This window comes from Paraburkholderia sp. MM5496-R1 (genome assembly GCF_050436205.1).
Lineage (GTDB): Bacteria > Pseudomonadota > Gammaproteobacteria > Burkholderiales > Burkholderiaceae > Paraburkholderia > Paraburkholderia tuberum.
Genome location: NZ_JBNDLT010000003.1, coordinates 1,754,510 through 1,768,319 on the forward strand (window position 1 = coordinate 1,754,510; position 13,810 = coordinate 1,768,319).

Consider the following 13,810-nt stretch of genomic DNA (forward strand, 5'->3'; position numbering starts at 1 on the left):
GAGCGAAGCGCCGCCCGAGGCCGCCGGCATACCGTCCGGCGGCCGATAACCGTCCTGTCCCTACGTCATGAATACTGCCAACCGCAAACGCCTTCCGGGCACCGAGCTCGACTTCTTCGATACGCGTGCCGCGGTCGACAAGATCGAGCCCGGCGCCTACGACAAGCTGCCGTACACGTCACGCGTGCTCGCCGAAAACCTGGTGCGCCGCTGCGACCCGGTGACACTGACCGCTTCGCTGAAACAGATCATCGAACGCAAGCGCGAGCTCGATTTTCCGTGGTTCCCGGCGCGCGTCGTGTGCCACGACATTCTCGGCCAGACCGCTCTCGTCGATCTGGCGGGTCTGCGCGATGCGATCGCCGCGCAAGGCGGCGATCCGGCGCTCGTGAATCCGGTGGTGCCGACGCAACTGGTCGTCGATCACTCGCTGGCCGTTGAGTGCGGCGGTTTCGATCCGGATGCGTTCGCGAAGAATCGCGCGATCGAAGATCGCCGCAACGAAGACCGCTTCGATTTCATCAACTGGACCAAGCGCGCGTTCCGCAACGTCGACGTGATTCCGCCGGGCAACGGCATCCTGCATCAGATCAACCTCGAACGCATGAGCCCGGTCGTGCAGGTGAAGGACGGTGTCGCGTTTCCCGACACGCTGGTCGGCACCGACTCGCATACGCCGATGGTCGATGCGCTCGGCGTGATCGCGATCGGCGTCGGCGGCCTCGAAGCGGAGAGCGTGATGCTCGGCCGCGCGTCGTACATGCGGCTGCCCGATATCGTCGGCGTGGAGCTGGGCGGCAAGCCGGGCGAGGGCATTACCGCGACCGACGTGGTTCTGTCGTTGACCGAGTTCTTGCGCAAAGAGAAGGTGGTCGGCGCGTACCTCGAGTTTTACGGCGAGGGCGCGGCGAAATTGACCTTGGGCGATCGCGCGACGATCGCGAACATGGCGCCCGAGTTCGGCGCGACCGCCGCGATGTTCTACATCGACGAGCAGACGATCCGCTATCTGAAGCTGACCGGCCGCGACGACGAACTCGTCAAACTCGTCGAAACGTATGCGAAGCAAACCGGCTTGTGGGCCGATACGCTGAAGCACGCCGACTACGAGCGCGTGCTCGAGTTCGATCTGTCGAGCGTGGTGCGCACGCTCGCGGGGCCGTCGAATCCGCATCGCCGCTTGCCGGTGTCGGAGCTGGCCGCGCGCGGCGTCAGCGGCAAGGTCGAGAACGAGCCCGGTCTGATGCCGGACGGCGCGGTGATCATCGCCGCGATCACGAGCTGTACCAACACGAACAATCCGCGCAACATGATCGCGGCGGGCCTCGTCGCACGCAACGCGAATCGGCGTGGACTCGTGCGCAAGCCGTGGGTCAAGAGCTCGCTCGCGCCGGGCTCGAAGGCGGTCACGCTGTATCTGGAAGAGGCAGGGCTCTTGCCTGAACTCGAACAGCTCGGCTTCGGCGTGGTCGCGTATGCGTGCACGTCGTGTAACGGCATGTCCGGCGCGTTGGACCCGGTGATCCAGAAGGAGGTGATCGAGCGCGATCTGTATGCGACCGCCGTGCTGTCGGGCAACCGCAACTTCGACGGCCGGATCCACCCCTACGCGAAGCAGGCATTTCTCGCGTCGCCGCCGCTGGTCGTCGCCTATGCGATCGCGGGCACGATCCGCTTCGACATCGAGAAGGACGTGCTCGGCGTCGATGCGGACGGTCATGCGGTCACGCTGAAAGATCTGTGGCCGTCGGATGCGGAGATCGATGCGATCGTCGCCGCGAGCGTGAAACCCGAGCAATTCCGCAAAGTGTATGAACCGATGTTCGCGGTCTCCCCCGACACCGGCGCGAAGGCCGACCCGCTGTACGACTGGCGCGAAGAAAGCACCTATATTCGCCGTCCGCCGTACTGGGAAGGCGCGCTCGCCGGCGAGCGCACGCTGAAGGGCATGCGAGCGTTGGCCGTGCTCGGCGACAACATCACGACGGACCACCTGTCGCCGTCGAACGCGATTCTGCCGGACAGCGCGGCCGGCGAATACCTGACGAAAATGGGCCTGCCCGAAGAGGACTTCAATTCCTACGCGACGCACCGCGGCGATCACTTGACCGCGCAGCGCGCGACCTTCGCGAACCCGACGCTGAAGAACGAGATGGTGCTGGAGAATGGCCAGGTGAAGGCCGGTTCGCTCGCGCGCATCGAGCCCGAGGGCAAGGTCACGCGCATGTGGGAAGCGATCGAAACGTATATGGAGCGCAAGCAGCCGCTGATCGTGATCGCGGGCGCCGACTATGGCCAGGGGTCGTCGCGCGACTGGGCCGCGAAGGGCGTGCGGCTGGCCGGCACCGAAGCGATCGTCGCGGAAGGCTTCGAGCGGATTCACCGCACGAACCTCGTCGGCATGGGCGTGTTGCCGCTCGAATTCAAGCCGGGCGTGAATCGCCTGACGCTCGGCATCGACGGCACCGAGACGTTCGATGTGATCGGCGAGCGCAAGCCGCGCGCCGATCTGACGCTGGTGATTCATCGCCGCAACGGCGAGCGCGTCGAAGTGCCGGTGACGTGCCGGCTCGATACGGCCGAAGAGCTGTCGATCTACGAAGCCGGTGGCGTGCTGCAGCGTTTCGCGCAGGACTTTCTCGAGTCGACCAGAGCAGCGGCTTGACAAGTAGACGCGCGTTTTGCAGTGAACGTCGCAACAGACCAGGGCGATGCGGCTTGACGAGCCGCATCGCCCTTCATCAAAGAACATGTCACCTCAGGATACCTTCATGGCCCACCTTCCCCAGATCAAGATTCCGGCCACCTATATGCGCGGCGGCACCAGCAAGGGCGTGTTTTTCCGTCTGCAGGATCTGCCCGAGGCCGCGCAGCGACCGGGCGCCGCGCGCGACGCGCTGCTGATGCGCGTGATCGGCAGTCCCGATCCGTACGGCAAGCAGATCGACGGCATGGGCGGCGCGACGTCGAGCACCAGCAAGACCGTGATCGTTTCGCGCAGCAGCCGGCCAGATCACGACGTCGATTATCTGTTCGGGCAGGTGTCGATCGACAAGGCGTTCGTCGACTGGAGCGGTAATTGCGGCAATCTGTCGGCCGCGGTGGGACCGTTCGCGATCAGCGCGGGCCTCGTCGAGGCGGGCCGCGTGCCGCGTGACGGCGTCGCGATCGTGCGCATCTGGCAGGCCAATATCGGCAAGACGATCATCGCGCACGTGCCGATGAGCGATGGCGCGGTGCAGGAAACCGGCGACTTCGAACTCGACGGCGTGACCTTTCCGGCCGCCGAAGTGCCGCTCGAATTCATGGACCCGGCCGCCGACGAAGAAGGCGCGGGCGGCGCGATGTTCCCGACCGGCAACCTCGTCGACGACCTGGAGGTGCCGGGCGTCGGTACGTTGAAGGCGACGATGATCAACGCGGGCATCCCGACGATCTTCGTCGCCGCCGAGGCGATCGGCTACAAGGGCACCGAGTTGCAGGACGCGATCAACAGCGACGCGAAGGCGCTCGCGATGTTCGAGACGATTCGCGCGCATGGCGCGCTGCGCATGGGGCTCATCAAGCATCTCGACGAGATCGCGACGCGGCAGCACACGCCGAAGGTCGCGTTCGTCGCAAAGCCGGTCGATTACGTGGCGTCGAGCGGCAAGCCGGTGCGCGCGGGCGACGTCGACCTGTTGGTGCGCGCGATGTCGATGGGCAAGCTGCATCACGCGATGATGGGCACGGCGGCGGTCGCGATCGGCACCGCGGCGGCGATCGCGGGCACGCTCGTCAATCAGGCGGCGGGCGGCGGCGAGCGTGAGTCGGTGCGCTTCGGGCATCCGTCGGGCACGTTGCGCGTCGGCGCGCAGGCGAGTCTGCAGGACGGCGAGTGGGTCGTCACGAAGGCGATCATGAGCCGCAGCGCGCGCGTGTTGATGGAGGGGTGGGTCAGGGTGCCGCAGCAGGGCTGAGGCGGCGCCGATGTCGGCCAACGTCAGCGGCACGGAAGGCTACGTAGAGCAGGCCGCCGCGCTCGCGGCGATGGGGGCATACGGTGCTCGCGGTCTACAATGGCCGCTCCGGCCGCGCTCCCATAACCACTCCCCAGCGGCCGACTCAGTCCCGACGCAGAGGAGCCACGATGCAGAACAGGCTGGACGCCGACGCAACGAAGTCCGGCGACGCGGCGCACGACATCGCGCGCGCGAGACGCGCTGTGCTCGTGATCGCGATTGCGCAATTGCTCGGTACGTCGTTGTGGTTCAGCGCGAACGGCGCGATGCGCGATCTGCAGATCGCCTGGCATCTGAGCGCGTCCGGTATCGGCTGGCTGACGAATGCAGTGCAGGCTGGCTTTATCGTCGGGACCTTGCTGTCGGCGACCACCGGACTCGCGGATCGCGTGTCGGCGAGCAAGGTGTTCGCCGTCTGCGGCGTGCTCGGCGCGACCTTGAATGCGCTGTTCGCGCTGTGCAGCAGCGGGCTCGCGTCGGCGCTCGTGTTTCGCTTCGGCGTGGGCGTCGCGCTTGCCGGCATCTATCCGCTCGGCATGAAGCTGCTCGTTACGTGGGACCCGCGCCGCGCCGCGCAGACGCTCGCGTTGCTCGTTGCGATGCTGACGCTCGGCACGGCGTCGGTGCATGCGATTCGTGCGTTGCTGTCGAGCGTGCCGTGGCAAACCGTGGTGCTCACTTCGTCGGGACTCGCGGTGATCGGCGCGCTGCTGGTGTTCGTGCTCGGCGAAGGGCCGCACGCGCGGCGCTCGGGCAGCCGACGCTTCGGTTTGTCGGCGGGCGTCGGGCAGGTCGTGCGCATCAGCGAGTTTCGCTCGGCCGCGCTCGGCTATTTCGGTCACATGTGGGAGTTGTACGCGTTCTGGACGCTGACGCCGCTGCTCGTGCAGCGCGCGTTCGCGAGCGGGGCGCCGGCGGCGCCGGGCACCGTCGCGTTGTGGTCGTTCCTGATCATCGCGATCGGTGCGCTCGGCTGCCTGTTCGGCGGCAGACTCAGCCAGGTGGTCGGCAGCGCGCGTACCGCCGCTCTCGCGCTGACGATCTCGGGCACGCTGTGCGCGATTTATCCGCTGACCACGGGGCTCGGCACCGCCGCGCAGCTCGGGTTACTACTCGTGTGGGGCATCAGCGTGATCGCCGATTCGCCGCAGTTTTCGGCGCTGTCCGTGAAGGCCTGTCCCGCCGACAAGATCGGCGGCGCGCTGACGCTGCAGAACAGCTTCGGCTTTTTCCTGTCCGCCTGCTCGATCCTGTGGTCGACCAGCGTATTTCACGCGCTCGACGTGCGCGTCGCATGGCTGCTGCTGCCTGGGCCGATCATCGGTCTGATCGCGATGACGCCGCTGTTGCGCAAGCAGCCACGCTGGTGATGCTCGCGCTGCGTTACTTGCCGCCGTGCTTTTCCTGCCAGCGCTGCATGAACGCGATCTCGTCATGCTGCGCCTTGATGATGTTGCGCGCGAGCCGCTTGATCTCCGGGTCCTTGCCGTATTTCAACTCCGCCTGCGCCATCTCGATCGCGCCCTGGTGATGCGGGATCATGTGCGCGACGAAATCCCGGTCGGCGTCGCCGGTGTATTCGGGGCGCTCATCTCATGCATCATGCGCTCGTCGGCGGCCTTGAAGGCTTGCGTCGATGCGCCCGCGTCGGTATGCGCCGAATCCGGCATGTCCATGCCGGGCATGCCCTGATGTTGCGCGTGAGCGGGCAGAGCCGCCGCCGCGAATGCCAAACCGCCGAACACACAGAGAGCGCGCAACGCGCGAAGGTTTTTCATATTGGTTTTCCGTTGTTGAAGAGTGTGGCGACGTGATCCGCGCGATTCTAACGGTCACGTCGGACATCGTGGAGCTTCCTGCCGTGGTAAGGTCAAGCGGAGGCAAAGCAACGCACGCCTATAATGAAACGCGACTGGATGACCAAGCCAGCATCATTGGCAGCATCACTCACTCAACGAGGCTGACAGCATGTACATCGCGATGAACCGCTTCAAGGTGGCGCCCGGCTCCGAGGACGCCTTCGAACATCTGTGGACCACGCGCGACACCCATCTGAAAGAGGTGCCGGGCTTCGTCGAATTTCATTTGCTGAAGGGACCGCGCAAGGACGATCACGTCCTCTATTCGAGCCATACGATCTGGCGCGACCATGGATCGTTCGAGACATGGACGAAGTCCGACGCGTTTCGTGCCGCGCATCGCAGTGCCGGCAACGAAAGCCGCGTGCTGTATCTCGGCCACCCGGAATTCGAAGGCTTCGAAGTCATCCAGACCGTCAAATAGCGCGGTGCTCGCGCGGCGCCTGCATGCCGGTTCGCATTCGCGCGGGCATGGCGCATGAACATCCGACGCGCATCGCGCGTGGACATCGAGCTGCTCACGGCAGCGCACCACTCACCAAGGATCGAAAACATGAAAGCCGTCAGAATCGGTTCTCCCGCCACAGTCGATAGCCTGCAGGTCGTCGATCTCGCCGATCCCGGTCAGCCCGAGGCCGGGCAGATTCGCGTGCGCATTCGCGCTAGTTCGTTGAACTACCACGACTACGGCGTCGTCTGCGGCAATCTGCCGGCCGAAGCGGGCCGCATCCCGATGGCCGATGGCGCGGGCGTCGTCGAAGCGGTCGGCGCAGGCGTGCGCGAATTCAAGGCCGGCGATCACGTCGTGTCCTGCTTCTTCCCACACTGGGAAAACGGTTCGCCCGCGATCGGCGATTTTGCGACCACCCCCGGCGACGGCGTCGACGGCTACGCGCGCGAAGTCGTCGTGCTGCCGAGCCACTACTTCACGCGCGCGCCGGCCGGCTACAGCCACGCCGAAGCCGCGACGCTGACCACGGCGGGGCTGACCGCGTGGCGCGCGCTGGTCGTCGATGGTCAGTTGAAGGCAGGCAGCAGCGTGCTCGTGCTCGGCACCGGCGGCGTGTCGATCTTCGGCTTGCAGATGGCGAGGGCGATGGGGGCGTCGGTGATCGCGACGTCGTCGTCGAATGCGAAGCTCGCGAAGCTGCGCGAACTGGGTGCCGACCATACGATCAACTATCGCGACAATCCCGAGTGGGGCAAAGAAGTGCGTCACATCACCAACGGGCGCGGTGTCGATCACGTAGTCGAGGTGGGTGGTCCCGGCACGCTGCCGCAGTCGATCACCGCATGCCGCATCGGCGGGCACATCGCGCTGATCGGCGTGCTGACCGGCCGCGCGGGTCCGGTGCCGACCGCGCATCTGATGGCGCGGCAACAGCGTCTGCAAGGGCTGATCGTCGGCAGCCGGCAGGATCAGATCGACATGGTGCGCGCGCTGGAGACCACGGGCATCAAGCCGGTGATCGACAGCACGTTCGCGCTGGACAAGCTCGCCGACGCGTTCCGGCACGAGGCATCGGGTGCGCACTTCGGCAAGATTTGTGTGGCGATCTGAGGATTCAACGCTCGCGCCCGGCCCGCATGACCCGCGGGATCGCTAGGGCCTGTTCACGCTAATAACGGGCTTGCGAACGTGCCTTTCCGCCCGTAGTGCAAGGAGAGAGGAGCGCCGTTTGGCCGAGCCAAACAAGCGACGACCGACGCCGCAATACGGGCGCAAAGGCACGTTCCCCTGTTTTAAAAAAACCTTCAAAGGGCTGGCCGCCAGAAGGGCCGATCGCCGCGTCATGCTCCTTGCGAATACGTCGAGTATTCGTTGCGTCGCAATCCTTGCGCTCGGCCCTTCTGGCGGCCAGCGCAAGCCCGTTATTAGCGTGAACAGGCCCTAGCTCAAATGCCCCTCGCGAGGTCCGCGAAACAGACACCCGTCGCCTCGCAGGCCTGCGTGAACCCTTCGTCGTAACTCGTGAAAAACAGCGTGCGCGTCGTGCCGAGCGTTCTGAACAGCTCGGCGAGCACCGCGCGCGCTGACGCGTCGAGTCCGCCGGCCGGTTCGTCTGCGATCAGCACGCGGGTTTCGCCGAGCGCGGCCGCCGTCAGAAACACCTTTTTGCGGCTGCCATACGACATCTGCTCGAAACGTTTGTCCAGATGCGGCGCGAGGCCGAAGCGTTCGGCGAGCGCGAGCACGTCGTCGGTCAGCGCGGTGTGCCGCGCCGCCGCAACCTGCCGCAGATAATCGCGGCCGGTCTGATCGGGCCAGCTCATGCTGTCTTCCGGCACATACGTGAGCAGCGCTTGCGCGGCATCCGGCGCGGCGCGCAGCGAATGACCGCCGAGCCATACGTCGCCGGTGTCGGGTTCGAGCGCGCCGGCGAGGATGGCGAGCAACGTCGATTTGCCGCTGCCGGATTCATCGTTCAACGCGACGCAGCCGGACGTCGCGTCGAAGTGCAGTCCTTCGAACAGGACGCGGTCGCTATAGCGCTTGCTGAGGTTGTCGAATCGAAGCATGGGTTGGCGCGCAGAGGGCGATGTGAACGCGGCGCAGGATTGCGCCACGCCTCGTGCATGCCGTGCGGGATCTGCGCCACGGCAATTTCGCGCCAGTGTAGCAGCGCGCGCCTGGTTCCTTCGCGCCGTTACGCAGACGTCGGCGTGTCCAGAAAGAACTCCACCATCCGATCACACACGCGTTCGAACATCTGCGTGCCCGTCACGGTCGGGCAACCGCGCGCGCGTGCCGCTTCGATCAGCGGCGTAAGTGGCGGTTTCGTTACGACATCGCCGACAAAAGTCGTGGCCGGCAAGCGCGCGACGTCGATCGGCAACGAATCGCCCGCGCGCATGCCGAGCGGCGACGCGTTGACGACCACGTCATACGGACTCGGGTCGAGGTCGGCCGCCGCACCGCGCGCCGTGCCTCGGCCGAGCGCATTGAGCCGTGCGGTCAGCGAGCCGGTGCGTTCGACGTCGTTGTCGCGCACGTCGAGCGAGCCGACGCCGCGCTGAATCAGCGCATGGCCGATCGCCGAGCCCGCGCCGCCCGCGCCGACCAGCAGCGCGTGCTTGCCCTGTAGTTCACAGCCCGCCGCGACGAGCGCCGCAACGAAGCCGGTGCCGTCGAACATGCCGCCATGCCAGCCGCTGTCGGCGTTGCGGCGCAGCGTGTTGACCGCGCCAAGGAACGCGGCTTCTTCGGCGAGCGTCGCGCAATAGCTCGCCGCGGTGAATTTGTGCGGCACCGTGATGATCACGCCGTCGACGTTGCGCATCGGCGCGATGCCCGCGAAAAAAGCCGGCAGATCGGCTGGGGCGACGTGCGCGGGCACCACCAGCGCATCGCGGCCGGCCGAACGCAACGCGGCGGTCACGCCGGACGGCGAGCGCACCTGCGCAATCGGATCGCCGACGATGAAATACACGCGCGTCGCGCCGCTCAGACCCGCGTCGAGCGACGCCGCGAAGGAAGGGTTTTCAGCCCGCTGCATGATCGAATCTCCTGAGTGCAGCATAGGAAAGAACCGTCGATGCCGCTCGGCGCCGGCGCCCAAAAGCAGAACCTGAGAGAAAGTGTCGATGATGCGAACGGGTCCGTAGAGAGCCGTCGCTCATCCTGCCAGCTGATTCCAAAATCCTGACTTAATCGTGGCCTATTTTCAGATCATTTAGGTCCGTCTAATCACGTTTTGTCAGTAATTGTGACTGATTTTAATTGGGGTGCGGTTAGATATAGACATTAAAAACACGCGCTGCTTTTTACGCTGATAAACTGTGCGCGGAGCCAAGGCGGCGACGCCCTACGCGCGCTTGCCGCGTAACCTTCCGGCGTGTCGATGGTCGGATAGATGGTACAAATAGGCCATTTCCGCGGCTTTGACAGACGCGTGCCGCCGGCATACTACCTTCGGCTAATGCGGCTCACCGGGATGCACAGATCGTCGTCCTTCTGAATTGTCCTTTGAGCCTCGCCGTGTGGCGCTTCGCCCCCAGCCGATTTTCCGCAGACTCCGCCTTCCGATTTCGACAGGTAAGTTTGACAGAAAGCTTGATTAAGTAAGGGCTTGTTCAAGTCCGCATTTTGGAAATGACTCATGAAGCCGGGAAATAATTCGCTTGGGAAAAAGCGCGCACGCAAAATTGCGGTGGCGGCTGTGGCGGTGCTGATCGCGGTGTTGGTCGGTTGGGGCGTCTGGTATATCCAGCATCGCGCCGAGCCGCAGGCGCCGGCGCTGAGCGGCATTGCGAGCCAGATGCGTCACGATGCATCCGCGTGGACGCATGCGGAGAAGGATGCGTCGACGATGCTGCGTGACATTCACGACACCAACGTCGCGGCGATCGGCGTGAGTCCCAACGCGATTCTGGTGTCGCTGCGTGACGGCTCGAAGTACTTCGTCACCGATCACAACGCAACCTTCTCGCACGCGCTGCTGCTGGGCGAGCGCTCCGACGCCGCCGCGTATCAGCTCGTATGGCTGCCCGACGTCGACATCCACAGCGACGGCGCACGCTGGACCCAGCTGTTCGACCAGTTCCGCGACGCGCTGAGCGTGCTGCTGCCGCTCGTGCTGATCGGCGGCATGGCGTGGTTCATGCGACGCGAGATGAAGGGCGGCGCGAAGCTGCTCAGCGAAAACACCGACGCTGCGTTTCGACGACGTGATCGGCGCGAACGAAGCGAAGGCCGCGCTCGCCGACATTCGCGGTTACCTGTCCGATCCGAAGCAGTTCTCGTCGCTGGGCGTGCGCGCGCCGTGCGGCATCCTGATGGTCGGCGCGCCCGGCGTCGGCAAGACGCGGCTCGCTCAGGCGTTGGCCGGCGAATGCGGCGCGAACTTCATTTCGATCACGGGCAGCTATTTCAGCGCGAAGTACTACGGTGTCGGTATCCAGAAGGTGCGGCACCTGTTCGAACTCGCGCGCAAGAATGCGCCGACGGTCATCTTCATCGACGAAGCGGACGGTCTCGCGAAACGAACCGACACCGGCGGTGGTCCGGTCGAAGCCGAAAGCAACCGGATCATCAACCAGCTGCTCGCGGAGATGGACGGCTTCGAGTCGAACGAGGGCGTGATCGTCGTGGCCGCGACCAACCATCCCGACAATCTCGACGAAGCATTGCGCCGCCCCGGCCGTTTCGATCGCACGGTGCAGGTGCGTCTGCCGGATCGCGAAGACCGCGCCAAGATTTTCCGTTTCTACGCGCAGCGGCTGAAGTCGAAAGCGGCGGATATCGACTACGACCAGCTCGCGCGTTTGACGACTGGACTGTCGCCGGCCACCGTCGCGATGGTCGTGAATCAGGCAGGGCTGATCGCGCGCAAGGCGGGCGATAACGAAATCGCCGCGAAGCACTTCATGGAAGCGATCAAGATCGCGCGCATCGGCGACGTGAGCGGCGCCGAGCGCGCGCTCACCGAGGACGAGCGCAGGCGCATCGCGGTGCATGAGGCGGGTCATGGTCTGGTCGCGGCGCTGCTTGGCACCGGCGTGCTCGAGGAAGTGACGATTCTGCCGCGTGGCGGCGCGCTTGGCGTCGCGCTGATCACGAAGGCGCAGGACAAGCACCTGTACCGCGAAACGGAAATCCGCAACGAGATCCAGGTGCTGCTCGGCGGACGCAACGCGGAGATTCTGATGTTCTCCGAAGCATCGAGCGGCGCCGCGTCGGACTTGCAGGAGGCCTCGCGTATCAGCCTCGACATGGTGTCGAAGTTCGGCTTCAACAGCGACGGCGATCTGTTCAGTCTCGCGGCGCTGCCGTCGCAGTATGCGGGCCTGCAAATGAAGAGCGCAATCGAGCATGCGAACGTGCTGCTCAAGGAGCTCAACGAACTTTGCTACGGGCTACTGCACGCGTACGAGCCGGTACTGCGCGACATTTCGGACCAGTTGCTCGAGCACGAGACCGTACCCGGGGACACCGTTTATCGGTTCATCGCCGAGCACAAGAGCACGTTGAAGATCGTGCACGAGCCTGCGGCGGCTTGACGGGCCTGATGATGCGCTACGCGAAGTCCGACGATCCCGGGTCGGTCGGCATCGCGGGAAAGCGCCGCGCGCATCGTGTTCTTCTTTCGTTTGGCCGGTTCGGTCCCGTGGAGTGCGTCAGATGAGGGGCGGCCGGGTGGTGAGGCCGAATGATAGCGTGAGGCGCGTAGCCGGATAGATCGGCGACCTGGTTCGATCTGTCAGGCTACGTCGGAAGCGACGTTCTCCGCCGCTTTCAATACCGATTCGCCGCGCGTCTTCACTCGCAAAATCGGCGCCTCGATCAACCGCCACGACAGCACCGCAATGCCAAGCGAAATCGCGAACGACGCGACGATGCCAAGCATGTGTGCCCACATCGGCACGGTGCCGCCAAACAACGCCTCGGCGTGACGGTTACGCGTCAGATCGGGGATCAGGTTGTGATACAGATAGAAGCCGTAACTGATACGCCCAAGACCGGCGAGCCAACGCGTCTGTAGCAGACCCATCACGGCAGCATTGCGGCAACACGCGATCGAAGCCACCAGCGCCGCGATACCGATCCCGTACGTTGCGCTGATCGCGGTAAACAGCAAGGGATCGTCGAGCATGTTCCACCTCGGCTCGGCCGCGCACAAACCGATCACGACCAGACTCAGCGCGAACAGCGTCAGGCCATGACCGAGCCAGGCACGCGCGCGGCCGCGATCGTCCTCGATCACCAGACCACCGATGCCGCCCAACGCGAGCAACCAGACATTGCTCAACGGGTGCGTATAGATCGTGATCTCATCCCAATGCGCGGCGCGCATCGCGAACAGCGCGGCAAGGCCGAGCGCCACGATCGCCCAACATGCCGCTCGATGTCGCCGCGTCGCGAGCAGCAGCAAAAACGGCGCAACGACGAGATAGAACTGCTCCTCGATCGCGAGGTTCCACAAGTGCGAATAGCGGCCCGGCCAGTAACGCAGCACCGAGCCGATCCAGAAGTTGGACAGATACGCGAAGTGAAACGGCATGCCGCTCGCCAGTTCCGGATTCGCGAGGCCGAATGCCATCAGCACGCACATCACGACGAGCATCAGGTAATAGATCGGAAAGATGCGCACCGTGCGACGAAACAGAAAGCGCCCGAGTTCGGTGCGGAAACAGCTGTCGCCCTCTTCGATGCGCGCGCGCCGCGACGACAGGATGCCGATGATCAGAAAGCCGCTCAGCGCAAAGAAGATCCACACGCCGAGATGCCCGATTTCGCCGATGTCGCCGAAGAGTCGATGCTGCAGAAACACCATCAGCACAGCGATCGCGCGCAATCCATCGAATCCGGCAATTCTGTTTTTCATAAACCTCTATTCGCAAAGCGGCGGAAAAGCACGAAAACATCGTACGGGGAAAAAATGCGAAAAAAATCGCAGCGCGCGTTCGATGATTTATTTTCGAGGCTCGCGTCCATCCATGAAGACGGGTGTCCCTGTTTCGTGCATGAAAAGCCGCAAAACTTTCCGCGTGTTCGCTAAAGACGCGCCGAGTATTACCAGTCGCCAACGACTCCATTTCAGAAAGCCGTTGTGAAAGCGAACATTAGAGGCGCATCGTCAGCGCCTTCGCCTGCGTCATAGGTGATGCATTGAACGATCGAGTCTTTTGTCGTTCGCACAGGTCGGCACGCTTTACCACGGTCATCGCTTTCCAGCGGCGGTCATCAGTTCCGCGGTCCGCTGGTATTTCAAGTTTCAGCTCAGCCTGCGTGATATCGAAGAGCTGCTATTCGAGCGGGGGTTATCGTCAGCTACGAAACAGTCCGACGCTGGTGCGATAAATTCGGTGCCCGTTTCGCCCACCGTGTCAAAGCGGCGCGTCGCAAGCCCGGCACGACATGGCACCTTGACGAAGTATTTGTGACGTTGCGCGGCGAGCCTTACCTGCTGTGGCGCGCTGTTGATCAATCGTGAAAAAGCGGGAGAGGGC

Annotated in this window: 8 protein-coding genes and 3 pseudogenes; 7 read left to right on the forward strand and 4 right to left on the reverse strand. The window is 64.3% G+C overall.

Annotated elements, in window-relative coordinates; genetic code table 11:
* Window positions 1–67: 67 nt before the first annotated feature.
* From acnD to OKW38_RS34350, 3 genes are all read left to right on the forward strand, one after another.
* On the forward strand, window positions 68–2,665 hold the full coding sequence (gene acnD, locus OKW38_RS34340; RefSeq protein ID WP_429365111.1) for a Fe/S-dependent 2-methylisocitrate dehydratase AcnD: 2,598 nt from the start codon (window positions 68–70) through the stop codon (window positions 2,663–2,665).
* Window positions 2,666–2,771: 106 nt separating this feature from the next.
* Window positions 2,772–3,959 (forward strand): 2-methylaconitate cis-trans isomerase PrpF, encoded by a 1,188-nt coding sequence (prpF, locus tag OKW38_RS34345; protein ID WP_429365112.1) that lies wholly within the window; start codon window positions 2,772–2,774, stop codon window positions 3,957–3,959.
* A gap of 170 nt (window positions 3,960–4,129) precedes the next feature.
* Window positions 4,130–5,371, forward strand: coding sequence for an MFS transporter (locus OKW38_RS34350; RefSeq protein WP_090809240.1), 1,242 nt, complete (start codon window positions 4,130–4,132; stop codon window positions 5,369–5,371).
* 13 nt (window positions 5,372–5,384) lie between these two features.
* Here OKW38_RS34350 and copM read toward each other — a convergent pair.
* Window positions 5,385–5,779 (reverse strand): annotated as a pseudogene (gene copM, locus OKW38_RS34355) (CopM family metallochaperone).
* 190 nt (window positions 5,780–5,969) lie between these two features.
* Between copM and OKW38_RS34360 the strand changes: the two are divergent.
* Both OKW38_RS34360 and OKW38_RS34365 read left to right on the forward strand, forming a co-directional pair.
* The gene (locus OKW38_RS34360) at window positions 5,970–6,284 is read left to right on the forward strand and encodes an antibiotic biosynthesis monooxygenase family protein (protein WP_429352330.1); all 315 of its coding nucleotides are present in this window, start codon (window positions 5,970–5,972) and stop codon (window positions 6,282–6,284) included.
* A gap of 129 nt (window positions 6,285–6,413) precedes the next feature.
* Complete coding sequence (locus OKW38_RS34365; RefSeq protein WP_429334267.1) at window positions 6,414–7,421, forward strand: zinc-dependent alcohol dehydrogenase family protein; 1,008 nt, start codon at window positions 6,414–6,416, stop codon at window positions 7,419–7,421.
* Window positions 7,422–7,756: 335 nt separating this feature from the next.
* Here the strand turns inward: OKW38_RS34365 and OKW38_RS34370 are convergent, their stop codons facing one another.
* Both OKW38_RS34370 and OKW38_RS34375 read right to left on the reverse strand, forming a co-directional pair.
* The gene (locus OKW38_RS34370; RefSeq protein WP_429365113.1) at window positions 7,757–8,380 is read right to left on the reverse strand and encodes an ABC transporter ATP-binding protein; all 624 of its coding nucleotides are present in this window, start codon (window positions 8,378–8,380) and stop codon (window positions 7,757–7,759) included.
* A gap of 128 nt (window positions 8,381–8,508) precedes the next feature.
* Entirely contained in the window at window positions 8,509–9,357 is an 849-nt protein-coding gene (locus OKW38_RS34375) for a shikimate dehydrogenase family protein (RefSeq protein WP_429365114.1), read from the reverse strand.
* Window positions 9,358–9,960: 603 nt separating this feature from the next.
* Between OKW38_RS34375 and OKW38_RS34380 the strand changes: the two are divergent.
* Window positions 9,961–11,860 (forward strand): annotated as a pseudogene (locus OKW38_RS34380) (ATP-dependent metallopeptidase FtsH/Yme1/Tma family protein).
* A gap of 200 nt (window positions 11,861–12,060) precedes the next feature.
* Here the strand turns inward: OKW38_RS34380 and OKW38_RS34385 are convergent.
* Window positions 12,061–13,185, reverse strand: a complete 1,125-nt coding sequence (locus tag OKW38_RS34385) for an acyltransferase family protein (RefSeq protein WP_429365115.1) — start codon at window positions 13,183–13,185, stop codon at window positions 12,061–12,063.
* Window positions 13,186–13,486: 301 nt separating this feature from the next.
* Here OKW38_RS34385 and OKW38_RS34390 point away from each other — a divergent pair.
* Window positions 13,487–13,788: pseudogene (locus OKW38_RS34390) on the forward strand (IS6 family transposase); the annotation flags it as partial.
* Window positions 13,789–13,810 lie beyond the last annotated feature (22 nt).